This window comes from Bacteroides rodentium JCM 16496, from assembly GCF_000614125.1.
Classification (GTDB): domain Bacteria; phylum Bacteroidota; class Bacteroidia; order Bacteroidales; family Bacteroidaceae; genus Bacteroides; species Bacteroides rodentium.
In genome coordinates this window covers 1-23,302 of the sequence record NZ_BAKJ01000037.1, presented here as the reverse complement: position 1 = coordinate 23,302, position 23,302 = coordinate 1, and the positions used below count along the sequence as shown (strand labels likewise).

Annotated in this window: 18 protein-coding genes, 5 pseudogenes and 1 riboswitch; of the genes and pseudogenes, 15 read left to right on the top strand and 8 right to left on the bottom strand. The window is 48.3% G+C overall.

Translation table 11 applies throughout. The features are described from left to right. Positions 1–210: 210 nt before the first annotated feature. Complete coding sequence (locus JCM16496_RS15220) at positions 211–1,017, bottom strand: hypothetical protein (RefSeq protein WP_025835356.1); 807 nt, start codon at positions 1,015–1,017, stop codon at positions 211–213. A gap of 47 nt (positions 1,018–1,064) precedes the next feature. Between JCM16496_RS15220 and JCM16496_RS24665 the strand changes: the two genes are divergently transcribed. Next, positions 1,065–1,193 (top strand): hypothetical protein, encoded by a 129-nt coding sequence (locus tag JCM16496_RS24665; RefSeq protein WP_262482776.1) that lies wholly within the window; start codon positions 1,065–1,067, stop codon positions 1,191–1,193. A 19-nt stretch (positions 1,194–1,212) separates the two neighbouring features. On the opposite strand, the gene JCM16496_RS15210 is transcribed toward JCM16496_RS24665, so the two are convergent. The 5 genes and pseudogenes from JCM16496_RS15210 to JCM16496_RS15190 form a co-directional block, all read right to left on the bottom strand. Beyond that, positions 1,213–2,745 (bottom strand): carbon-nitrogen hydrolase family protein, encoded by a 1,533-nt coding sequence (locus JCM16496_RS15210; protein ID WP_025835354.1) that lies wholly within the window; start codon positions 2,743–2,745, stop codon positions 1,213–1,215. 166 nt (positions 2,746–2,911) lie between these two features. After that, positions 2,912–4,397 (bottom strand): annotated as a pseudogene (xylE, locus tag JCM16496_RS15205) (D-xylose transporter XylE). Positions 4,398–4,738: 341 nt separating this feature from the next. Beyond that, complete coding sequence (gene xylA / locus JCM16496_RS15200) at positions 4,739–6,055, bottom strand: xylose isomerase (protein WP_025835352.1); 1,317 nt, start codon at positions 6,053–6,055, stop codon at positions 4,739–4,741. 90 nt (positions 6,056–6,145) lie between these two features. Then, positions 6,146–7,633 (bottom strand): xylulokinase, encoded by a 1,488-nt coding sequence (locus JCM16496_RS15195; RefSeq protein ID WP_025835349.1) that lies wholly within the window; start codon positions 7,631–7,633, stop codon positions 6,146–6,148. Between the two features lie 125 nt (positions 7,634–7,758). After that, positions 7,759–8,489 (bottom strand): annotated as a pseudogene (locus JCM16496_RS15190) (NUDIX hydrolase). 397 nt (positions 8,490–8,886) lie between these two features. Here JCM16496_RS15190 and fabD point away from each other — a divergent pair. The 10 genes and pseudogenes from fabD to thiD all read left to right on the top strand — a co-directional run bounded on the left by fabD (position 8,887) and on the right by thiD (position 17,471). Further along, positions 8,887–9,774, top strand: coding sequence for an ACP S-malonyltransferase (fabD, locus tag JCM16496_RS15185; RefSeq protein WP_025835347.1), 888 nt, complete (start codon positions 8,887–8,889; stop codon positions 9,772–9,774). A 209-nt stretch (positions 9,775–9,983) separates the two neighbouring features. Continuing rightward, on the top strand, positions 9,984–10,526 hold the full coding sequence (locus tag JCM16496_RS15180) for a HEAT-like fold family protein (protein WP_025835345.1): 543 nt from the start codon (positions 9,984–9,986) through the stop codon (positions 10,524–10,526). A gap of 74 nt (positions 10,527–10,600) precedes the next feature. Then, positions 10,601–10,691, top strand: a riboswitch (TPP riboswitch). A 70-nt stretch (positions 10,692–10,761) separates the two neighbouring features. After that, positions 10,762–10,959, top strand: coding sequence for a sulfur carrier protein ThiS (thiS, locus tag JCM16496_RS15175; RefSeq protein ID WP_025835343.1), 198 nt, complete (start codon positions 10,762–10,764; stop codon positions 10,957–10,959). Between the two features lie 5 nt (positions 10,960–10,964). Further along, positions 10,965–11,625, top strand: a pseudogene (locus tag JCM16496_RS15170) (thiamine phosphate synthase). 30 nt (positions 11,626–11,655) lie between these two features. After that, a pseudogene (locus tag JCM16496_RS15165) lies at positions 11,656–12,431 on the top strand (thiazole synthase). 13 nt (positions 12,432–12,444) lie between these two features. After that, complete coding sequence (thiC, locus tag JCM16496_RS15160; RefSeq protein WP_025835340.1) at positions 12,445–14,127, top strand: phosphomethylpyrimidine synthase ThiC; 1,683 nt, start codon at positions 12,445–12,447, stop codon at positions 14,125–14,127. A 22-nt stretch (positions 14,128–14,149) separates the two neighbouring features. Then, positions 14,150–15,283: a 2-iminoacetate synthase ThiH gene (gene thiH, locus JCM16496_RS15155; RefSeq protein WP_005837101.1), complete on the top strand. Its 1,134-nt coding sequence runs from the start codon at positions 14,150–14,152 to the stop codon at positions 15,281–15,283. Between the two features lie 35 nt (positions 15,284–15,318). Next, entirely contained in the window at positions 15,319–16,014 is a 696-nt protein-coding gene (locus tag JCM16496_RS15150) for a HesA/MoeB/ThiF family protein (protein ID WP_025835335.1), read from the top strand. 18 nt (positions 16,015–16,032) lie between these two features. Then, positions 16,033–16,602 (top strand): thiamine phosphate synthase, encoded by a 570-nt coding sequence (locus tag JCM16496_RS15145; RefSeq protein WP_128809643.1) that lies wholly within the window; start codon positions 16,033–16,035, stop codon positions 16,600–16,602. 47 nt (positions 16,603–16,649) lie between these two features. Continuing rightward, entirely contained in the window at positions 16,650–17,471 is an 822-nt protein-coding gene (thiD, locus tag JCM16496_RS15140; protein ID WP_025835334.1) for a bifunctional hydroxymethylpyrimidine kinase/phosphomethylpyrimidine kinase, read from the top strand. 22 nt (positions 17,472–17,493) lie between these two features. Here thiD and JCM16496_RS15135 read toward each other — a convergent pair whose 3' ends face one another. Continuing rightward, entirely contained in the window at positions 17,494–18,141 is a 648-nt protein-coding gene (locus tag JCM16496_RS15135) for a DUF4476 domain-containing protein (RefSeq protein WP_005825555.1), read from the bottom strand. 169 nt (positions 18,142–18,310) lie between these two features. Between JCM16496_RS15135 and JCM16496_RS15130 the strand changes: the two genes are divergently transcribed. The 4 genes and pseudogenes from JCM16496_RS15130 (at position 18,311) to JCM16496_RS15115 (ending at position 22,813) form a co-directional block, all read left to right on the top strand. Beyond that, the gene (locus JCM16496_RS15130; RefSeq protein ID WP_025835330.1) at positions 18,311–19,432 is read left to right on the top strand and encodes a DUF362 domain-containing protein; all 1,122 of its coding nucleotides are present in this window, start codon (positions 18,311–18,313) and stop codon (positions 19,430–19,432) included. Positions 19,433–19,501: 69 nt separating this feature from the next. Then, a complete protein-coding gene (locus JCM16496_RS15125) occupies positions 19,502–20,011 on the top strand; it encodes a hypothetical protein (protein WP_025835329.1) in 510 nt (169 codons plus the stop codon). A 263-nt stretch (positions 20,012–20,274) separates the two neighbouring features. After that, positions 20,275–21,084 (top strand): patatin-like phospholipase family protein, encoded by an 810-nt coding sequence (locus tag JCM16496_RS15120; protein WP_025835328.1) that lies wholly within the window; start codon positions 20,275–20,277, stop codon positions 21,082–21,084. A gap of 32 nt (positions 21,085–21,116) precedes the next feature. Beyond that, positions 21,117–22,813, top strand: a pseudogene (locus JCM16496_RS15115) (alpha-amylase family protein). A 104-nt stretch (positions 22,814–22,917) separates the two neighbouring features. On the opposite strand, the gene JCM16496_RS15110 reads toward JCM16496_RS15115, so the two are convergent. Continuing rightward, positions 22,918–23,148: a DUF6965 family protein gene (locus JCM16496_RS15110; protein ID WP_025835326.1), complete on the bottom strand. Its 231-nt coding sequence runs from the start codon at positions 23,146–23,148 to the stop codon at positions 22,918–22,920. Positions 23,149–23,302: the final 154 nt, after the last annotated feature.

The window sequence follows — 23,302 nt, the reverse complement described above, 5'->3', positions numbered from 1 at the left end:
GCTGAAAACTGCAAATGAAAGGGCTATTTTTGCTGATTTCAACAAACGGTATGCAGAATCCTGCGGATGACATTGCTGTAATCGGCAACAAGCATGCAGAGAACAGCATGGGAAAGAATAATAAAGTATCATAGTTGAAAGAAATAATAAAAGTATCGTCGTCGGATAGACCTCGACGACGACTGCTGCTGTAACTATCATGCAAGCACTTCAACTGTTGCTGCCGTAGCTATAATGCAAGGTGAAATAATTGAGGTAATAGTCCACCACCCCGAAACAATCCAAAGTCTCGTCGAAAGAGAGAAAGTAATACATCAGGTTTTCGGGTTCTTTCTTTTTGGTCAGGATTTCGTCCACATAGGCAAGAAAGGCGTTTTCGATGCTGCTGTCGTTGTAGCGGTCTGCCAACTTTGCCAGTTTACGTTCTATGGGTTTGTTACATTGCAATTGCACGGCAGATTTCAAGCGCTCAGGCTTCACGTCTCCGGTCAGTCCTCCGTCATTATAGTACTGGCGGCGCTTTTCATAGACGTCGTTCAGCAGCTCATAGATTCGGGCGGCTGCCTCGTGGTTGATGGCGGAGGCAGGCTCCAGCGGTTCTTCCTTGCTCTTCTTCTGCATGGCGGCGTGATAGGTGAAGTAGTGGATGAAGTCACGGAAGAGCGTGGTTTGGGGCAAGATGATTTCCACCAGGACGTCCACGTCGGCCAGTACACTGAAGTCCACGGAGTAATAGCGGACGCGTCCACGGGTGACGGAATTGACCTTTATGTCGGTTTTCAGGAAGCCCAAGGCCGAGAATTGCTTGATGATGACTTCCTGCCGGGTACGGCGGATACGGGTTTCTTCCTCTACACGCGCCTGGGAGTAATGGAAAGGCTTATATTTAAAAGAAATCTGTTTTACTGTAAGCCAGTCGAACAGAATCAGCTCGTCGGGAGCCAGACGGTAGTTAAGTAATCGCAACACATTGATGCAGAGAGGTATTTCGGGAGCAGAGAGGGTTTTCTTGACCATTGTTTCTGTTTTTTAGAGTAAAAGTTTTGTAAAGATACGGATAAACTATGGAATTACCATCCGAAATGCCACACTTCATCGTCCCGGATGCCACACTTCAGCAGCTGAAATGCCACACTCCGTTGTCCGAAACCTATGGCATTCCGGACGATGAAGTGTGGCATTTCGGAGGATAAGGTGTGGCATTCGGGAAAGTCATCTTTTCATCTTCACCTCGTACAAATCGCCTCTCCGGTCTTTCAGGTTGCGTACACTGCCGTAGGTATGCAGTTCATTCAGCAAATCCAGGTCCACATCCGATACAAGAATCATTTCGGTATTCGGAGTGGCTTCCGCACGCTTGCCGTCTGTGGGGAAAGCAAAATCGCAGGGAGTGAATACACCGGACTGGGCATACTGGATGTCCATGTTGTGCACACGGGGAAGATTGCCTACACTGCCGGCTATCACGACGAAGCATTCGTTTTCGATGGCACGGGCATGGGCGCACACCTTTACGCGGCTGTAAGCATTCTGTGTATCGGTAAGGAAAGGCACAAAGAGTATCTGCATGCCTTGGTCTGCCATGATGCGGCTCAGCTCGGGGAACTCTACATCGTAGCATATCAGCACGCCTATCTTGGCACAGTCCGTATCGAAAGTCTGGATGGACTTGCCTCCGCTCAGTCCCCAGGACTTTATCTCGTCGGGAGTGACATGTATCTTTTCGTACATTTCATAACTTCCGTCACGCCGGCAGAGGAATCCTACGTTGTATAGCAGCCCGTCTTCCTTGATAAGCGGCATACTGCCCGTAATGATGTTGATGTTATAGCTGATGGCGAGCTTGACGAAACGCTCCTTGATTTCCTCGGTATAGGCCGCCAGCCCGCGGATGGCCTGCGACTCGCCCTCGTTGTTGAATTTCGCCATCAACGGCGCGTTGAAGTATTCGGGAAAAAGGACAAAGTCACTCTTGTAGTCGCTCACGGCATCCACGAAAAACTCCACTTGCTCGAAAAGGTCATCCAGTGTCTTGTAGGTACGCATCTGCCATTGCACCAAGCCTACGCGGACAGTGGTTTTGGGGTTTACGTAGTCTTGCGTGGGAGCCTGGTAGTAGATATTGTCCCATTGCAGCAGGCAGGCGTAGTGCTTGGACTCCTCATCGTTGGGAAGGTAGTTGCGCATCACCTTGCGCACGTGGAAGTCGTTGGAGAGCTGGAAGGTCAGCACCGGGTCGAAGATTTCCTTTTGCTTCACCTTGTCTATGTACTCCTTGGGGCGGATTTGCTCGGCATATTTGTGGTAGTTGGGGATACGTCCGCCAAACATGATTGCCTTGAGGTTCAAAGTCTCGCAAAGTTCCTTGCGGTATTCATACATACGGCGTGCCAGGCGCAGACCGCGGTATTGGGGATGGATAAAGACTTCGATGCCATAAAGAATGTTGCCTTTCGGATTGTGGGTGTTGAAAGTCTCCTTGCCCGTCACCTGGGCGTAAGTGTGGTCGTTCTTCACATCATCGTAGTTCACTATGATGGAAAGCGCACAGCCCACGATTTTCTCGTCCACCACCGTCACTATCTGCCCCTCAGGGAAGATGCGTATCAGTTTTTCTATTTGTTTGTGTGTCCAGAACACATCGCTTCCGTCCGAATAAACGCGCGTAAACGATTGTGCCAACTGGTCATAATCTTCAATCTGCAGATTGCGTATCTGCACCTTATTGATTTTCATTGAATCCATAACTTTCTTGCTATTCCTGATTAAAAACAGCGCAAAGGTACGGTTTATCCTTACATGTTATCTTCCCCTCCGGAGATTTTTTTCTTTCGCGTTTTATAGTAGAACAGAAATGATTTGCGAAAAGAAAAGCGAACCAATTCTGTTCTACTATAAAATGCCAACAGACTTATTTCTTGTTCCTTCTGTCTTTCCACAGCTTGGTCATGTCTTCCAGTGTCTTGCCTTTCGTTTCGGGAACAAGCTTCCAGACAAACAGGGCAGCCACCACACAGATGATTCCGTACAGGCCATAAGCAAACATGTGCCCGAACTTGTCTCCCATATCTCCCAAACTCATATTGTACATAGGTACGAAGGTGGAAGATACAATGAAGTTGAATATCCATTGGAAGGCTACGGCAATGGCTACTGCAGCGCCACGGATGGTATTCGGGAAGATTTCAGCAATCAGTACCCAGCAGATGGGCCCAGCTGAACATGAACGAAGCACTGTAGACCATGATGCTGACAACAGCCAACATGGGAGGAAGTCCTGCCACAACGTTGCAAAGAGCCACTCCGAAAGCACCTATCGCCATGCCGACAGACCCCGAGATGAGCAGCGGTTTACGTCCCCATTTCTCGACTGTAAAGACAGCCAGCAACGTGAACAGGATATTGATGATACCCATAATGACGGTCTGAACCATCGGGTTACCCATTCCCATCGTTTCGAAGATACGCGGTGCGAAATAGAGTACGGCGTTGATACCTACCGCTTGTTGGAATACACTCAGCATGATACCGATAAAGATAACCATCCAGCCATAAGTGAAAAGCTTTTCCGTCTTTTCCTCTGCCGTGGCTTTGATTTGAGACAGAATGACCTTTGCCTGAGCCAAGCCGTTGATACGGCTTAACACCCGGAGTGCCTTATCATCCTTGCCACTCATGGCAAGATAGCGTGGCGTTTCGGGAACAAACAGTACGAGCAACGCAAAGACTCCTGCAGGAACAGCCTCACTGACAAACATCAGACGCCATCCTATCTCTGTGGTCCATGCTGCCGCTTCGGGATTCAGAATCTGATTGACTCCTTCAATGGCCTTTATCACCGGATTTGAATTCTCGCCCAGAATGAGGAAATTCACGAAGTAAACCACCAACTGGCCGAAGATAATGGCAAACTGATTCCATGACACCAGAGTCCCGCGAATGTTGCTCGGCGCAATTTCCGCAATGTACATCGGGCAGATGGCCGATGCCAGGCCTACGCCGATTCCTCCCAATACACGGTAGCAATTGAATGCCACGAGCAAGGAATAGGAAGGAACACCATAGTCGAAGAAAAGGAATTCCGGATTGTAGGAGCCCAACGCCGACAGAAAAAACAAGACGCCGGCAATGAAAAGAGAATTCTTACGTCCCAGATTGGACGCGAAGAATCCCGAAAGAGCACTGCCGATGATACATCCGATAAGTGCGCTGGAAGAGGTAATGCCGTGAATCGTATCTGTGTAGACAAAATCGGAAGCACCCATAAAGAATGCCTGAAGCCCTTTATCGGCACCGGATATGACTGCTGTATCGTAGCCGAAAAGCAAGCCCCCGATGACGGCTACCAGCACAATAGAGAAGAGGTAGAGTTTACTGCCTTTTTCTGTATAATTCATGATAATAGTGATTAACGATTAGTGATTAACGATTGGTGATTAGTGATTAACGACTGGCGATTAACGATTAGTGATTGATAAACACTCCATGCGCAGCCCACTAATCACTATAGTCGAACAGAATTGGTTTGCGAAAAAATACGGAGTAACTTACTTCTCCTCCTCCGGGGAGGAGGAGTACCCGTAGGGGGAGGTGGTAGCGATACACACTGTACTATTTTTCATTACTTTATGCTCCCTACCACCCCGCCCGTTGGGCACCCCTCCTCCCGGAGGAGGGGAATTAAGATACTTGCTCTATTCGCTTTTCTTTTCGCAAATCAGTTCTGTTCGACTATAAATCAGCAGTACATATTTACGATTGCCTCATACAATTCCTGCTTGCCGCTGGTCTGTTTCGGCTCACCGTTGGCTTTTGCGTAAGCTGCCAAATCCTCCAGTGTCAGCTTGCCGTCTTCGAATTCCTTGCCTTTACCACTGTCGAAGGAAGCATAGCGGTCGGCAAGCATCTTCTTGTAAGGAGACTCTTCAAGCAATTTGGCTGCACTTTCCAGTGCACGTGCCATCACGTCCATACCGGCGATGTGAGCAATGAAGATGTCTTCCAGGTCGGTGGAGTTACGACGGGTCTTGGCATCGAAGTTTGTACCGCCATTGCCAAAGCCGCCGTTACGGATGATTTGCATCATTGCCTGGGTCAGTTCGAAGTTGTCAATGGGGAACTGGTCTGTATCCCAGCCGTTCTGGTAGTCACCACGGTTGGCATCGATGGAGCCGAGCATACCGTTGTCTACGGCTACTGCGAGTTCGTGCTCGAAGGTGTGGCCCGCCAAAGTAGCGTGGTTCACTTCGATGTTTACCTTGAAATCTTTGTCCAGATTGTGGGCCTTCAAGAAGCCGATAACGGTTTCGGTGTCTACATCATACTGGTGTTTTGTAGGTTCCATCGGTTTCGGTTCAATCAGGAAGGTACCTTTGAAGCCACGGGCACGGGCATAGTCGCGGGCGATGGTCAACATCTGTGCGAGGTGCTCTTTCTCACGCTTCTGGTCTGTATTCAGCAATGACATGTAGCCTTCGCGACCGCCCCAGAACACATAGTTCGAACCTCCCAGCTCGATAGTAGCGTCGATGGCGTTTTTTATTTGGACGGCTGCACGTGCCACAACATCGAAATCGGGGTTGGTGGCTGCACCATTCATGTAGCGGGCATGGCCGAATACGTTGGCAGTACCCCACAACAGCTTGATGCCGGTTTCTGCTTGTTTCTGCTTGGCATACGCTACGATTTCCTTCAAGTTGGCTTCGTATTCTTCAATGGTCTCGGCTTCTTCGCAGAGGTCTACATCGTGGAAGCAGTAGTATTCGATACCCATTTTCTGCATGAATTCAAAGCCAGCGTCCATTTTGTTCTTGGCAGCCTGAACCTTGTCAGCCTCACCGTTCCAGGGGAATTTCTTTGTTCCGCCACCGAACTGGTCACCACCTTCTGCGCAAAGAGTGTGCCACCATGCCATGGCGAACTTCAGCCATTCGCTCATTTTCTTACCCATGATTACTTTATCGGCATCGTAATAACGGAATGCCATCGGGTTCTTGCTCTCTTTACCTTCGAATTTAATCTTTCCTATTCCGGGAAAATACTCTTTTGTTGCCATAATCTTAATTTTGTTTTAAAGGATTAATTATTTGATTTAAATAAGTTGCAAAAATTTGTTCATATCAAGATGCCATGAATCAATCATGCATTATCTCATTGCTTCTTCCAGACAGCGTTTCCAACGTGCATATGCGTCGGCATAAGCCTGGCGGTCTGCCGTTTTCGGCTCTATCACCTCGAGCTTCTCAAGCGTGGCAAATGCTTCGTTGTTGTCCTTGTATATGCCCGCACCGATTCCGGCACCTTTGGCGGCACCTACAGAACCGTCGGTATCATACAGTTCGATGACAGCTCCCGTCACACCGGCCAATGTCTCGCGGAATAACGGGCTGAGGAACATATTAGCCTTGCCTGCATGAATTTTCTGCACGGGAATGCCCATTTGTTCCATGATGTCGATTCCATATTTAAAGGAGAAAACGATGCCTTCCTGCGCCGCACGGACGATATGCTGTTTGCCGTGCTGGTTGAAGTCGATGCCATGAATGGAGCAGCCTATCTCCTTGTTCTCCAGCATACGCTCCGCACCGTTTCCAAAGGGCAGGATACTGATGCCGGCACTGCCGATGGGGGCTTGTGCGGCCAGCAGATTCATATCGTTGTAAGAGATGCCTTCGGGAGCAACGGTGCGCTTCACCCATGAATTGAGGATGCCCGTACCATTGATGCACAGCAGGACACCCAGACGGGTTTGCCCGGCAGCATGGTTGACGTGTGCAAAGGTGTTGACACGTGACTTGGGGTCGTAGTTCACCTCACCGTTCACGCCGTATACCACACCGGACGTTCCGGCGGTGGAAGCTATTTCACCCGGATTGAACACATTCAGGGAAAGGGCATTGTTGGGCTGGTCGCCGGCACGGTAAGTGATAGGCGTACCTTCTTTCAGACCCAGCTCTGCGGCTGCGGCGGCATTGACGCGTCCCTGCTCGGAGAAAGTCGGCTTGATGTCGGCAATCAGAGAGGTATCGAATCCATAATACTCCATCAGAAAATCAGCAACCCGGTTGTTCTTGAAATCCCAGAACATCCCTTCGGACAAACCGGACACCGTGGTACAGATGGTACTGCTCAACTTCATCGCGATATAGTCGCCCGGCAGCATTATCTTATGAATCTTTTCGTAGACGGAAGGCTCATTCTCCTTAATCCAAGCCAGTTTGGAGGCCGTGAAGTTGCCCGGAGAATTCAGCAGATGTGAAAGGCAAGTCTCCTCTCCCAATGTTTCGAAAGCCTTTTGTCCGTAGGGCACGGCTCTGGAGTCGCACCAGATAATGGCAGGACGCAACACCTGCCGGTTTTTATCTACACATACCAGGCCATGCATCTGATAAGAGATACCAATCGCCTTGATGTCTTCTGCGTTTACTCCGGATTCTGCCAATACGGCTTGTGTGGCCAGTTTCAAGTTCTCCCACCAATTTCCGGGGTCTTGCTCTGCCCAGCCGGGCTTCACTGCGATAATTTCCGCTTCAGTCTTGGGGAAGAAGGCAGACGATACACATCTGCCGCTTTCCGCATTTACCAGACTCGCTTTTACAGACGAGCTGCCGATGTCATAACCTAATAAATACATATTTATATCAATTAAAGAATGAAAAAATGAAAGAATGAAAGTGATATGAAGAATTAAAATGAAAGAAGAATGGAAAGTCATCCTCTTTTAATTTTTAATTCTTTAATTTTTAATTTACAGTCCGGCTACCGTCGAATTTTATTGTATATCTTTTTGTCGAAACGGTAGTAGCGTGCCGCCCGATGCGCCACGCCCTGCTGCTTTTCTTCCAGGGGGACGACATACTCCATCAAGGCTATCTTTTTATGGAAATTGCGTACGTCGTACTGCTTGTCATACACCAGTTCGTACAAAGTGCGAAGCTGGGATGCGGTGAACTTACGCGGCAACAAGTCGAACAGCGAAGACGGGTTGAACTCGACGTACTGGCGGACATAGGCAATGGCTTCCTTGATAATCAGGTTGTGGTCGAATGCCAGAGCCTTTATATCCGGAATAGCTACCCAACCGGCTTGATAATCGTCCAAATCACGGTTCAATGCGCGGTCTATCTTCACCAGGGAAAGATAGGCTATGGTGACAATACGCTCTACCCTGGACTGCATGGCACGTTCCAGCCAATGCACATCTCTGGGTCCTTCGTACGGTTTTTTGAGCCGAATGCCTTGAATTGCATCAGATTGACATTCTTCAGCCCCGTCAATTCATTCAACACCCGCTTGGCAGCTTCATCCAGATCCTCATCCATGTAAATCAGACTTCCGGGAAGCTTCATATCATGAAAGATTTCTCCTTCTTCCTCTCCTGCACGCTTAATCAGCAGAACCTTCAGCTGTTCTCCGTCAAAACCAATCACCACACAGTCCACAGAAATATGATTGTTTGCCAATGGCGTTTTTTGTTCTATGTTTTGCATAATATGTCTCTTTAAGCGCTGCAAATATAAATAGGTTTTTCTAATTTCCAATAAAGGAAAAGAATATTTTTATAATGTTATAAAGCATTATTTTTCAACTGAATACATATCTTACTTTATACAATATCATTTTCAGCTGTTATCGTATGGAATACAATATGTAATTTACAAGAATACACAAGAGGATTAATTGTAGGAAGTACAATAAGGAGAAAGTGTTTCATTTATAAGTATTTCAGCATCCGGATACCACAGAAGGCCCAAGCATACATATTGTATTTTAGCTTCCCCCTTAAAGTAAGGGTATTGCACAAAAAACATCCGTTTGTGCGGTGAATATCAGAAAAACCTCTACCTTTGCGGCACTTTTTATTTAAACACTAAAAAACGAGTAAATATGAAAGCATTTGTATTTCCGGGTCAAGGTGCCCAATTCGTTGGCATGGGAAAGGACCTGTACGAAAATTCGGCATTAGCCAAGGAACTTTTTGAGAAAGCAAATGATATCCTCGGGTATCGTATTACTGATATTATGTTCAACGGGACAGATGAAGACCTGCGCCAGACTAAAGTTACCCAACCTGCCGTATTCCTCCATTCCGTTATTTCTGCCCTCTGCATGGGCGATGACTTTAAGCCGGAGATGACTGCCGGTCACTCACTGGGCGAGTTCTCTGCCTTGGTTGCTGCCGGTGCACTGAGCTTTGAAGATGGTCTGAAACTGGTGTATGCCCGTGCCATGGCTATGCAGAAGGCTTGCGAGGCACAGCCCTCCACTATGGCAGCCATTATTGCCCTGCCGGATGAAAAGGTGGAGGAAATCTGCGCCCAGGTAAGTGCCGGAGGTGAAATTTGCGTGGCAGCCAACTATAACTGCCCGGGACAGATTGTAATTTCCGGTTCCATAGAAGGTATCAACAAGGCTTGCGAACTGATGAAGGCTGCAGGTGCCAAGCGTGCCCTGCCGTTGAAGGTAGGCGGTGCGTTCCACTCTCCGCTGATGAACCCTGCCAAAGTTGAACTGGAAGCAGCCATCAATGCAACAGAAATCCATGCTCCGAAGTGTCCCGTATATCAGAATGTAGACGCCATGCCTCATACTGACCCGGCAGAAATCAAGAAGAACCTGGTGGCTCAGCTGACAGCATCGGTGCGTTGGACGCAAACAGTGAAGAACATGGTTGCCGATGGTGCTACGGACTTCACGGAGTGCGGTCCTGGTGCAGTGCTGCAAGGTCTTATCAAGAAGATTGCACCGGAAGCTACGGCTCACGGGATTGCATAATTCTTTAAATAAAATATTTTCAAGAGGGTGTCAAAATTCACCACAGAGGACACAGAGTAGCACAGAGATGATTTTTAACTGTTGATTATCAATAAAAAACTCTGAGATACTCTGTGTTACTCCGTGGTGAAAAGGGTTTTGATACACCCTCTTTTTTGTTTTAGTAAACCATTTCCTTTATATTTGCCACTCACAACAAAATGGGATATATGGAAAAGATTACGGAGTTCAGAAATGCCCTGGCAGTACCTATTCATAAGTTATCGATAGACTCTCTGGTACAAGAGGTATGCCTCTGTCCCGAGCATTTCGAAGATATATACCGATTGACATACGATGAAAAACAGACAGTATCATGGCGGGCAATATGGGTATGCGAGAAATTGAGCGAAATCCATCCCGGCTGGTTTATCCTACTGTACGATGAAATCATTCAACGGCTGATAGACTGCACGCACGACGGTTCCAAACGCCTCCTATTATCTATACTGTATAATATTCCCATCCCTACTCCAATCTCCGTCGATTTGCTGAATTACTGCCTGAACCACATGTTGTCTCCGCAAGAAAGCATAGGAGTGCAAGCCCTTTCCATCAGAATAGCCTATCTGCTTTGCAGGAAGGAGCCGGAACTGCTGCAGGAATTGCAACTGATATTGGAAAATACAGAGCTTGATTTTTATTCAACGGGAGTCAGAACCACTGTTCGGAATACGCTGAAAAAGATACATGCCACAAAGGGGCGCGAGTAAACAAAAAGTAATCACTGAAATAAAAAGTACGTCCTTTTGTTTTTTATTTCCGATTTTCCCTTACCTTTGTTGCCGTAAAGACAAAGGGGTGCCCCGACGGGCTGAGATTATACCCTCGAACCTGATGCAGTTAGTACTGCCGTAGGAATTGGATATTTTTTTCTTCACTGAACTTGCCGTAAGGATACTTCTTTGTATTTACTTCCATTTGTTTTATTTCTTAATGAACAGAAAAATGAAAGTATTGGTCAACAACAAGGAAGTGAAAACCGGCGCCACTACCCTTTCACAACTTATCGAGGAACTTGCCCTACCGGTGCAAGGCATTGCCGTGGCCGTAGACAACCATATTGTACTTCGCACGGAATGGACAAAATGCGCCCTGAGGGAATACATGTCCATCATCATTATCAAAGCAGCTTGCGGAGGGTGAGGAAGATGAAGAACGAGAGACTGAAAAACGGAGACATGCAGTTCATCACGCATTATACGGAGCGGTATTCGTATCTGGATGCTGCACACATGGCTCTTGAGGGCGGTTGCCGCTGGGTGCAACTGCGCATGAAAGACACCCTGGTGGAAACGATAGAACCCGTAGCCTTAGAAGTGCAAGCCCTTTGCCGGCAATACGGTGCCACCTTCATCATTGACGACCATGTGGAACTGGTAAAGAAGTTGCATGCCGACGGCGTGCATCTGGGCAAGAAAGACATGCCCATAGCCGAAGCACGCCGGATTTTGGGTGACGAGTATATCATAGGCGGCACGGCAAACACCTTTGAAGATGTGCAGCAACACTACAAAGCCGGTGCCGACTACATAGGCTGCGGCCCTTTCCGCTACACCACCACCAAGAAGAACCTAAGCCCGATATTAGGCTGGAAGCTATGCCGCCATCGTCAACCGGATGCGGGAGGAGAACGTATGCCTGCCCATGGTTGCCATCGGAGGAATTACTATCGCAGACATTCCCGCCATTATGCAGACCGGAGTCAGCGGAATTGCCCTATCCGGCACGGTGCTGCATGCCGATAGTCCGGCAGATGAGATGCGGAGAATCATTTCTTTAATAAAGAATGAAGAAGCAGGGAAAAAATAAAGAACGAAAAATTAATATATGACGACTGACATGGAAAAATTAGTGATTGCAGGACGCGAGTTCAACTCCCGTCTGTTTTTAGGTACCGGAAAGTTCCATTCCGACGAAGTGATGGAACAGTCTATCCTGGCATCCGGTACAGAAATGGTGACGGTGGCCATGAAACGCATCGAACTGGATAATAAGGAGGATGACATGCTGGTACACATACAGCATCCCGGCATCCAGCTTCTGCCCAACACTTCCGGCGTGCGCAATGCCGAAGAAGCTGTTTTTGCCGCACAGATGGCGCGTGAGGCTTTTGGCACCAACTGGCTGAAACTGGAGATACACCCCGACCCCCGCTATCTGTTGCCGGATTCTGTGGAGACGCTGAAAGCCACGGAGGAACTGGTCAAGTTGGGATTTGTGGTACTGCCCTATTGCCAGGCCGACCCCACACTGTGCAAGAGGCTGGAAGAAGCCGGTGCCGCCACCGTCATGCCGCTGGGTGCTCCTATCGGCACAAACAAAGGACTGCAGACAAGGGATTTCCTGAGAATAATCATTGAGCAAGCCAATATCCCCGTAGTGGTGGATGCCGGTATAGGTGCCCCGACCATGCGGCAGAAGCTATGGAAATGGGCGCGTCGGCTTGCCTGGTGAATACTGCCATTGCAGTGGCGGGCGACCCCGTGGCCATGGCGGTAGCGTTCAAGCAGGCTGTAGAGGCAGGACGCATGGCATACGAAGCAGGTCTGGGCGCACAAGCCGATAATTTTGTTGCGGAAGCCAGCTCACCGCTGACGGCATTCTTAAACCTATAAAACTGACAATGCAATGAACCAGAAGATAAAATTCCCCCGTTCCGAGAAAGTATATTTGCCGGGTACCTTGTTTCCGGAGTTGCGCGTAGCTATGCGCAAAGTGGAACAAGTGCCCAGTACGAACTTCATAGATGGAGAAAAGGTGATTACTCCGAATCCGGAAGTGTATGTGTATGATACCAGCGGACCGTTCAGCGACCCTGCCATTGAAGTGGACTTAAAGAAAGGGCTGCCCCGCCTGCGCGAACCGTGGATACTAAAACGCGGCGATGTGGAGCAGCTTCCCGAAATAACGTCGGAGTACGGGCGCATGCGCCGCGATGACAAGTCACTCGATTCTCTGCGCTTTGAGCACATCACCCTGCCCTACCGCGCCCTTCAAGGAAAATGCTGCACACAGATGTACTATGCCAAGCAAGGCATCATCACGCCTGAAATGGAGTATGTGGCGATTCGCGAGAACATGAACTGCGCGGAGCTGGGAATAGAGACACACATCACACCGGAATTTGTACGCCAGGAGATTGCCGCCGGACGCGCCCTGCTTCCTGCCAACATCAACCATCCCGAAGCAGAGCCGATGATTATAGGCCACAACTTCCTGGTGAAGATAAATACCAATATCGGAAACTCCGCCACCACCTCCGGCATTGAAGAAGAGGTGGAAAAGGCTTTGTGGAGCTGTAAATGGGGCGGCGACACGCTGATGGACCTCTCCACCGGAGAGAATATCCACGAAACGCGCGAATGGATTATCCGTAACTGTCCCGTTCCGGTAGGCACTGTCCCCATCTACCAGGCATTGGAGAAAGTGAACGGAAAGGTGGAGGACCTCACCTGGGAAATCTACCGCGACACACTGATTGAACAATGCGAGCAGGGAGTGGACTACTTCACCATCCATGCCGGTATACGCCGCCATAATGTGCATCTGGCCGAGAAAAGGTTGTGCGGCATCGTGAGCCGTGGCGGCAGCATCATGAGCAAATGGTGCCTGGTGCACGACCGCGAGAGTTTCCTTTACGAACACTTTGATGACATTTGCGACATTCTGGCACAGTATGATGTGGCCATCTCTTTGGGAGACGGACTGCGTCCGGGGTCTACGCACGATGCCAACGATGAAGCGCAGTTTGCAGAACTCGACACGATGGGCGAGCTTGTGCTGCGTGCTTGGGACAAGAATGTGCAGGCTTTCATCGAAGGTCCCGGCCACGTGCCCATGCACAAGATTAAGGAGAATATGGAGCGGCAGATAGAAAAATGCCACGATGCGCCTTTCTATACGCTTGGTCCTATCGTGACGGACATCGCACCGGGTTACGACCATATTACGTCTGCCATCGGCGCGGCACAGATAGGTTGGCTGGGTACGGCCATGCTCTGTTATGTCACCCCCAAAGAGCACCTGGCGCTGCCCGATAAGGAGGATGTGCGTGTAGGTGTCATCACCTATAAGATAGCCGCCCATGCCGCCGACCTGGCAAAAGGGCATCCCGGAGCACAAGTGCGCGACAATGCACTGAGCAAAGCACGTTATGAATTCCGCTGGAAAGACCAGTTTGACTTGTCACTCGACCCGGAACGTGCGTTCAGCTATTTCCATGCAGGGAAGCATGTGGATGGGGAGTATTGCACGATGTGCGGACCAAACTTCTGCGCAATGCGGTTGTCGAGAGAATTAAAAAAGAAATAAATGGGAATTGATAAAAAATACTATGTTTTCAGACGAATTAGAACATATATCCTGGGAGGAAACCACGGCACGCATCCATGCAAAGACAGATGCGGATGTGCGCCGTGCCCTCTCCAAAGAACATTGTAATGTAGAGGACTTCATGGCCCTCATCTCACCCGCTGCCACCCCCTATCTGGAGACGATGGCACGATTGAGCAAGAAATACACCGAGGCACGGTTCGGGAAGACCATCTCCATGTTCGTGCCTCTTTACATCACGAATTCCTGTACCAACTCTTGCGTGTATTGCGGTTTCCACATCAGCAACCCCATGCCGCGTACCATACTGACGGAAGAAGAAATCGTGAACGAATACAAGGCCATCAAGAAGCTGGCACCTTTTGAGAATTTGCTGTTGGTGACGGGAGAAAATCCGGCCAAAGCAGGCGTGCCCTACATAGCCCGCGCACTGGACCTGGCAAAACCCTACTTCAGCAATCTGAAAATAGAAGTGATGCCCTTAAAGGCGGAAGAGTATGCAGAGCTGAAAGAGCACGGCATGAACGGTGTGATTTGTTTTCAGGAAACCTATCACAAAGCGAATTACAACATCTATCACCCCCGTGGCATGAAGTCCAAGTTTGAATGGCGTGTCAACGGTTTCGACCGTATGGGGCAGGCGGGTGTCCATTCCATCGGCATGGGAGTGCTCATCGGTCTGGAGAAGGAATGGCGGACAGACATCACCATGATGGCTTATCACCTGCGCTATCTCCAGAAGCATTATTGGCAGACGAAATACAGCGTCAACTTCCCCCGTATGCGTCCTTCGGAGAACGGCGGCTTCCAGCCCAATGTCATCATGAGCGACCGCGAACTGGCACAAGTCACTTTTGCCATGCGTATCTTCGACCACGATGTGGACATCTCCTACTCCACCCGCGAGCCTGCCGATATACGCGACCATATGGCAACACTTGGCGTGACAACCATGAGCGCCGAGAGCAAGACCGAGCCGGGAGGATATTACAGCTATCCGCAAACGCTGGAACAGTTTCATGTCAGCGACGAGCGCAAGGCTGTGGAAGTGGACAAAGCATTGAAACGCCTGGGGCGCGAACCGGTGTGGAAAGATTGGGATGCAAGTTTTGATTTGAAGGCATTCAAGAGATAAGCGGATGAATACAGAACCTCAATAATAATGAACAAATGAACCGATATGCCAGACAAACGTCCCTTCCCGAAATAGGCGAAGCCGGACAAGAGAAACTGCGCAATGCCAAGGTGCTGATAGTCGGTGTGGGAGGATTGGGTTCTCCCATTGCCCTCTATCTGGCGGGAGCAGGAGTCGGAACGCTGGGATTGGTGGACGATGACCAGGTCAGCATCAGTAATCTTCAACGTCAGGTTCTGTATGCCGAAGCTGACCTTGGACAGCCCAAGCCTCTATGTGGCGCCCGTAGAGTGCAGGGCTTGAACAGCGATGTAAACGTGGAAGTATACCCCTTCCGACTGGACAAGAAGAATGCCGGAGAACTGGTAAGAAGCTACGATATAGTGGTAGACGGATGCGACAACTTCGCTACCCGCTACTTGCTGAATGACGTATGCAACGCTTGGGGCAAGCCCTACGTTTATGGTGCCATCCAAGGCTTTGAAGGCCAAGTGTCCGTCTTCTGCTACGGTGAAGGTGCAAAGACTTACCGTGACCTCTATCCGGATGAAGAAGGGACACTGCTTATGCCACCTCCGGACAAATCGGTTATCGGCGTAACCCCTGCCATTGTGGGTAGCGTAGAAGCCAATGAAGTGTTGAAACTGATTTGCGGCTACGGTGAACCCTTGGCTGGAAAGCTATGGACGATTGATTTAAGGACCATGCAGTCGTATATTCTCTCATTATAGACAAACATCCATAAAGATATGAAGCTGATAGTCATTACCACGCCGCAATTCTTTGAAGGAGAAGCAGCGGCAGTTACCTCCTTATTCCAAAACGGTTTGGAAATACTCCACTTGCGCAAGCCGGGAGCTTCGGCAGAGAAGATGGGGAATTTTCTGCAGCAGCTACCGATGGAATATATGCCGCGCATTGTCACGCATGAGCAATTCCAGCTGGCATCCGTTTTCGGTCTGAAAGGAATTCATCTGAACGGGCGCAATCCGCAGATACCGTCCGGATATAAGGGACACATCAGTTGCTCCTGCCACTCTCTCGAGGAAGTGTTGAAACATAAATCAGATTGTAACTATGTGTTCCTCAGCCCCATTTATGACAGTATATCCAAAGAAGGCTACTCTTCCGCTTACTCCTGCGATACCTTGAAGAAGGCACAGCAAGCTGGTATTATCGACTCAAAGGTGATGGCATTGGGTGGCATCAGTCTGGAACATCTTCCGGAAATAGCCGCTTTAGGTTTCGGAGGTGCCGTCCTGCTAGGAGACATCTGGCAGCAAGCGAAGGAAGATTTCATCCCCACTTTCTCCACCTGAAACAGTTCTCCTCTCACCCCCTTTAATTTTTAATTATTAATTATTTCATGCTTCCCCCTATTATCCTTTCCATTGCCGGTTCCGACTGTTCGGGCGGTGCAGGCATACAAGCGGACATAAAGACCATTTCCGCTTTGGGAGGTTATGCCGCTTCCGTCATCACGGCTGTTACTGCACAAAACACACTGGGAGTACAATCGGTTTATCCGATACCTGCGGATATGGTTAAGGCACAAATCACCTCTGTTATGGATGATTTAAGGCCGGATGCCGTCAAGATAGGTATGGTACATGATGCCGGTATTGTGACCGTCATTGTCGATTGTCTTCAGACCTATGCTCCGGAGTGTATAGTCTATGACCCCGTCATGATATCGACCAGCGGACGGCGGCTGATGACCGAAGAAACCATACAAGTCATTAAGACGGAACTGTTTCCGCTATGCACCCTCATTACTCCCAACCTGAATGAAGCAAGCCTGCTTTGGGGGCAAACCATTGCCGGCACTGTGGAGATGCAGCAAGCGGCACGGGAATTATCCTGCAGATACAACACCGCTGTTCTCGTCAAAGGCGGACATCTGGAAGGCAATGACATGTGCGACGTGCTTTATTGCCGGCAACCTTCTGCCGGGACTGACGTCCTGCCATCCGGATGCATCCTCTATTCCAACCCCAAAATAGAAAGCCGTAACCTGCACGGCACGGGGTGTACCCTTTCCTCTGCCATAGCTACATTTCTTGCCGGTGGCAGCAAACTCGATGAAGCGGTCTGCAAGGCTAAAGAGTATATCGGTACTGCGATAAACCGGGGGAAAGACATGAATATAGGGCACGGGAACGGTCCGTTATGGCACTTTCCTTTATAATGCGTTTCGACAAGCCTGCTTCTTAATAGCGTATGCCCAGAATTTTCTTGGCATCGTCTTTCTTGAACAGTGAATCAATGACGTCTAAAATCGCTTCGTAGTTTTCCGGGTCTACGATATTGGGAGCGAATATGTTGAGGACTTTCATCTTGTCGTCATCAAAAGTATATAGTGCCATCAAACTGGCACATTGCACACAGTTCAGACTGTTGTTTCGGGCAACGGTTCTCATCATTTCGATTTGATCATCCTTGAAAGGGCGGGACTTCACTTTTTCATAAAAATGCCGGAAGTCTTCGGGGTGCATCCCCCTGACATAAACCGGAGCTGGAGAATCAATCACTACTTCACTGGGAACAACCGGCAAGGTACGTGGCTCTCCGGAGAATGAGTCCATTGCAACGACTCTCCCACCTTCAAAAGTCACGACAATCTGAGTTCGGCTGATATTACTTTTACCGGACAGCACTCTGGAATATTCCCATTCTTCTATATCCCGGTCGAAGCGGCGATACTCTGGAGTTCCCAATATCTTGGTGACCTCCTGCCTGCTCATCCCCTTTTGGATACTGTTCAACACATCTACCTTAGCATCATAAAACAAACTGGAACAACTGCTGAATCCCATCGTCATTACCAGTCCCGCAATAATTAGTCTGATTGTTTTCATCTTATCGAGTTTTTAGTTGCCACAAAGGTAGGCAGAAACATGGATAGACCTCTTATTATCCCCCTATTTGTTAAAAGGGATTTCCCTACTTTTTTTAGCCATATACCTATTAATATGGAAATAATCCGTTATTTTTGCAGATACTATCACAATAAATAGGTAAAAAGACATGGAAAAAGCAAAAGTATACTACTCTGATTTGCGTACCTCCCCTACATCCAATCTTTTGGATAAAATGGAACGCTTGCTGAAAAGGGCAGGCATCGAGCAGCTTCCTTTGAAAGATAGCTTTGCTGCCATTAAAATCCATTTCGGCGAACCCGGAAACCTGGCATACTTACGTCCCAATTATGCAGCTCGAATGGCAACCCTGCTCCGCAGCCTGGGAGCCAAACCTTTCTTGACGGACTGCAACACGCTGTATTCCGGTCGTCGTGCCAATGCCGTAGACCACTTGCAAAGTGCGATGGAGAATGGCTTTAATCCTATCTCGGCCCAGTGCCAGGTCATTATCGGCGACGGACTGAAGGGAACGGACTACCGCGAAATCCCTCTGAACGGGGAATATTGTCCGGCACCCAAAATCGGTACAGCGATAGCCGATGCCGATATTGTAATCAGCATGAACCACTTCAAGGGACACGAACAAGCCGGTTTTGGCGGAGCCTTGAAGAATCTGGGCATGGGATGTGCCAGCGTAGGCGGAAAACTGGAACTGCATTGCGCCTCGCAGCCCAAGATTGACGAAGCAAGCTGCATCGGCTGCAACATCTGCGTGAAGCATTGCGCACACGACGCTGTGCACCTCAATGCCAGTCGCAAGGCAGAAATAGACTACGCCAAATGTGTAGGTTGCGGACAGTGCGTAGCCCTCTGCCAGCACGACGGTGCCGTGATGGGAGCCGAAGATACTTCCGAGCGTCTGAACTACAAAATTGCTGAATATGCCTTGGCTGTCGTTATGGGCAAGCCCCATTTCCACATCAGCTTCATCATGAATGTATCTCCCGAATGCGACTGCTGGAATCACAACGATGCCGCCATTGTGCCCGACCTCGGCATCCTGGCTTCGGCAGACCCGGTTGCATTGGACAAGGCATGTGCAGATATGGTAATCCAAGCCCCGATACTGCACAGCAACAACCGCCTTGCCACGGCACATGAGCACGATGACCTGTGCGGATACGACAAGTTCCACTTGATGCACCCTGACACAGACTGGCTTGCCGGATTGCGCCATGCCGAGAAAATCGGATTGGGAACCATGGAATATGAATTGGTGAAGATTTAATTAAACTTTTTCAGTTTTAAACAGTCATAATAAAGATAGATTTATCAACTAATACTTAATGTTATACAAATGGAAACATCTGCAAAACTTTATTCCTTGTCTTTCGGCAATGTAAAGACCTATCTATTCGCCCTGCTGTTCGTGGCAGGAAACATCGCCCTGCCGCAACTCTGCCATCTGGTCCCGGCAGGCGGTCCGACGCTGCTTCCTATCTATTTCTTCACACTGATAGCTGCTTATAAATATGGTTTCAAGGTAGGTCTGCTGACGGCTATCTTGTCTCCGGTCATCAATCATCTGCTTTTTGCCATGCCTGCTGCAGCCGTGTTGCCGGCCATACTTATAAAGTCCGGTCTGCTGGCCGGAGCCGCCGCTCTTGCTGCACGCTATGCCAAAAACATCTCTTTATTGGCATTGCTGGGTGTAATCCTCTCCTATCAAATTATCGGTACGGCCTTTGAATGGGCACTGTGCGGTAATTTCTTTCTGGCTGTACAAGATTTCCGTATGGGCATTCCGGGCATGCTGATTCAGTGGTTTGGAGGATATGCACTACTGAAAGCAATCGCAAAGAAATAAACGTATATTCTCAAACAGTATCCCTTAATCCTAAAACTTTGTTCGCACACTGCGGATACATATCCCCAGTTTGCGGATGTCTATCCCAAGGCTTGGGATAGACATCCGCAAACCATAAACAAAGTTTTTTCTTAACTGATAAAAACTTTTTCCCTAGCTGAGAAGACTTTTCTCTTAATACTTTGAACTTTTTTCCGCTATTTTCCTTTCTCCCTACAATAAAATCATTAATTTCGTGCCGAACAATATATCATATTTTCAACATGGAGGTAGTAACGAACAACTGGTTCACTAAAAAATATCCAATAGGTTTTGCCTTGAGCGGCGGTTTCATCAAAGGCTTTGCCCATTTGGGTGCCATGCAATCTTTATTGGAACATGACATCAAGCCCAATATACTTTCCGGAGTCAGCGCCGGAGCCTTGGCCGGGGTATTCTACGCCGATGGCAATGAACCGCATCAAGTTCTTGACTACTTTGCCGGACACAAATTTCAGGACTTGACCAAACTGGTGATTCCCAAAGTCGGATTGTTTGAATTGGGAGAGTTCATCGATTTCCTGAAAAGCAACCTGAAATCCAAGAAACTGGAAGAACTGCAAATCCCTCTGATTATTACGGCTACTGACCTGGACCACGGACGTCTGGTACATTTCCATAAAGGGGACATCGCCGAACGCGTAGCAGCTTCGTGTTGCATGCCGGTATTGTTTGCCCCGGTCAATATAGACGGCACCCATTACGTGGACGGAGGTCTGCTGATGAACCTGCCGGTCTCTACCCTCCGCCGTATATGCGAAAAAGTGATAGCCGTGAATGTCAGCCCTCTGATGGCAACCAAGTATAAAATGAACATTGTGAGCATTGCCTTACGTTCCTATAACTTTATGTTCCGCTCCAACTCTTTTCCTGAACGCGAGAAGGCTGATTTGCTGATAGAACCTTATAACTTGGAGGGATACAGCAATACAGAGTTGGAAAAGGCGGAGGAGATATTCATGCAGGGATATAATACGACCAATGATATATTGGAACGTCTGCTCATAGACAAAGGCAGCATTTGGAAAGAATAAAATAACCATTCTATAACATAGAAAACAAAGAAATGAACGACGAAAACAAATTGATTATTTATCAAGTGTTCACCCGACTATTCGGAAACAACAATAACCACTGCATCAATAATGGCAGCATCACCGAAAACGGATGCGGCAAGATGGCTGACTTTACAGCCAAGGCGTTGGGAGAAATCAAGAAACTTGGCGCTACACATATATGGTACACGGGCATCATCGAGCATGCTACGCAAACTGACTACCGCCGTCACAATATCCAACCCGACCATCCGGCCATTGTGAAAGGTAAAGCCGGATCTCCCTATGCCATCAAGGACTACTATGATGTCGATCCGGATCTCGCCAAGGACGTACCGGAGCGTATGAAAGAGTTTGAGAATCTGGTGCAGCGCACTCACCGTAGCGGTCTGAAGGTCATCATAGATTTTGTTCCCAACCACGTAGCCCGTCAATATCACTCGGATGCCCAGCCGGATGGCACTTCACAACTGGTTCAAACGATGATACCAACTATGCGTTCAGCCCATATAATAACTTCTATTATATCCCGAAATCGGAACTGCATGGCCAATTTGACATGAAAGGTGCAGCCGCCGAACCTTATAGGGAGTTTCCGGCAAAAGCTACCGGAAACAACCGTTTTGACGCTTATCCAAACATCACCGATTGGTACGAAACTATAAAGTTGAATTATGGAGTGGATTATCAGAACGGTGGAACTTGCCATTTCGACCCCATTCCCGACACATGGACCAAGATGCTGGATATCATGCTGTTCTGGGCGGGAAAGAATATAGACGGTTTCCGTTGCGATATGGCCGAAATGGTTCCCGTAGAATTCTGGGAATGGGCAATCCCACAGGTAAAGGAGCAATATCCCTCCCTGCTGTTTATAGCCGAAGTCTATAATCCGGGAGAATACAAGAATTACTTGTTCCGTGGCAAGTTTGATTATTTATACGACAAAGTAGGACTTTATGATACCTTGCGGGCTGTTACTTGCGGGTATGAATCGGCAACTGCCATCACCCGCTCTTGGCAAAGTCTGGGAGGTATAGAAAAACGCATGCTGAACTTTTTGGAAAACCATGACGAGCAACGTATCGCTTCCGACTTTTTTGCCAGTGATCCGCGCAAGGCGATTCCGGCACTCATTGTGTCAGCCTGCATGAACACCAATCCGATGATGATTTATTTCGGTCAGGAGTTTGGTGAGCTGGGCATGGATAGTGAAGGTTTCAGCGGCCGGGACGGACGTACAACCATCTTTGACTATTGGAGTGTAGATACCATCCGCCGTTGGCGCAATGGCGGCAAGTTCGACGGCAAGATGCTGACGGAGGACCAGAAACACCTATACAGCATTTATAAACGGCTACTGACTCTTTGCAATGAAGAAAAGGCCATCTCTCAGGGGGCTTTCTTCGATTTGATGTATGCCAATGTCAACGGATGGCGCTTTAATGAACATAAGCAATATACATTCCTGCGCAAATTTGAGAGGGACCTGCTGCTGTTCGTCGTGAACTTCGACCATATCTCGGCAGACCTTGCCATAAATATTCCTTCTCATGCTTTTGACTTCCTGCAAATACCGCAGATGGACCAGTACAAAGCTACGGAGCTGCTCAGCGGAAAAGAAGAAAACATAAGTCTGCTTCCCTATAAGGCTACTAATGTGGCCGTCGAAGGATATGGAGGAAAGATACTTAAGATAAAGCTATAATGGAGTCACAACTCAGGTGATTTATTAGGTTTGGCACTGATTATGCGGAACAACACAGATTTCTTAATCGCTTCGTGGCTTTCCGCATAATCAGTGCCAAGTCTTTATTCGTTCTCTTCCATATATTCCTTCAGCCGATATAGCCGCGTGACGGCAGGATTATAAAAATCATCAGGATAATGTGCATCTATATCACTCAAGTTAGCTTGCACAAAACGTTTCACATCCACTATGTTCTCAGCATCAGACAATGTTACACTTTGAGGGAAAGATGTGCTCTTTGCCCAATCTATCAGCGCTTTAACGCTATCTTCATCAAATTTATATTCGGCCATATTCTACATATTTTGATGCAAAGATAGTGCAAACCGGATGCAGAATAAAATGACCCACCCATTTTTTTATGCTAAAGTTATCCTCATCTGCATGAACAAAATTCCAATTTGTTGTGTTATATAAATGTGTTTTTCATAGTATTAGATATAAGAT

Excerpts from the sequence above, each read along its gene's own strand:
- JCM16496_RS15120 (WP_025835328.1), top strand. The coding sequence starts at position 20,275 with ATGGAGGTAGTAACGAACAACTGGTTCACTAAAAAATATCCAATAGGT.
- JCM16496_RS15130 (WP_025835330.1), top strand. The coding sequence starts at position 18,311 with ATGGAAAAAGCAAAAGTATACTACTCTGATTTGCGTACCTCCCCTACA.
- xylA (WP_025835352.1), bottom strand. The coding sequence starts at position 6,055 with ATGGCAACAAAAGAGTATTTTCCCGGAATAGGAAAGATTAAATTCGAA.
- thiH (WP_005837101.1), top strand. The coding sequence starts at position 14,150 with ATGTTTTCAGACGAATTAGAACATATATCCTGGGAGGAAACCACGGCA.
- JCM16496_RS15135 (WP_005825555.1), bottom strand. The coding sequence starts at position 18,141 with ATGAAAACAATCAGACTAATTATTGCGGGACTGGTAATGACGATGGGA.
- JCM16496_RS15125 (WP_025835329.1), top strand. The coding sequence starts at position 19,502 with ATGGAAACATCTGCAAAACTTTATTCCTTGTCTTTCGGCAATGTAAAG.
- thiD (WP_025835334.1), top strand. The coding sequence starts at position 16,650 with ATGCTTCCCCCTATTATCCTTTCCATTGCCGGTTCCGACTGTTCGGGC.
- thiS (WP_025835343.1), top strand. The coding sequence starts at position 10,762 with ATGAAAGTATTGGTCAACAACAAGGAAGTGAAAACCGGCGCCACTACC.
- JCM16496_RS15110 (WP_025835326.1), bottom strand. The coding sequence starts at position 23,148 with ATGGCCGAATATAAATTTGATGAAGATAGCGTTAAAGCGCTGATAGAT.
- JCM16496_RS15180 (WP_025835345.1), top strand. The coding sequence starts at position 9,984 with ATGGAAAAGATTACGGAGTTCAGAAATGCCCTGGCAGTACCTATTCAT.
- JCM16496_RS15145 (WP_128809643.1), top strand. The coding sequence starts at position 16,033 with ATGAAGCTGATAGTCATTACCACGCCGCAATTCTTTGAAGGAGAAGCA.
- JCM16496_RS24665 (WP_262482776.1), top strand. The coding sequence starts at position 1,065 with ATGGAATTACCATCCGAAATGCCACACTTCATCGTCCCGGATGCCACA.
- JCM16496_RS15210 (WP_025835354.1), bottom strand. The coding sequence starts at position 2,745 with ATGGATTCAATGAAAATCAATAAGGTGCAGATACGCAATCTGCAGATT.
- JCM16496_RS15150 (WP_025835335.1), top strand. The coding sequence starts at position 15,319 with ATGAACCGATATGCCAGACAAACGTCCCTTCCCGAAATAGGCGAAGCC.
- JCM16496_RS15220 (WP_025835356.1), bottom strand. The coding sequence starts at position 1,017 with ATGGTCAAGAAAACCCTCTCTGCTCCCGAAATACCTCTCTGCATCAAT.
- thiC (WP_025835340.1), top strand. The coding sequence starts at position 12,445 with ATGAACCAGAAGATAAAATTCCCCCGTTCCGAGAAAGTATATTTGCCG.
- fabD (WP_025835347.1), top strand. The coding sequence starts at position 8,887 with ATGAAAGCATTTGTATTTCCGGGTCAAGGTGCCCAATTCGTTGGCATG.
- JCM16496_RS15195 (WP_025835349.1), bottom strand. The coding sequence starts at position 7,633 with ATGTATTTATTAGGTTATGACATCGGCAGCTCGTCTGTAAAAGCGAGT.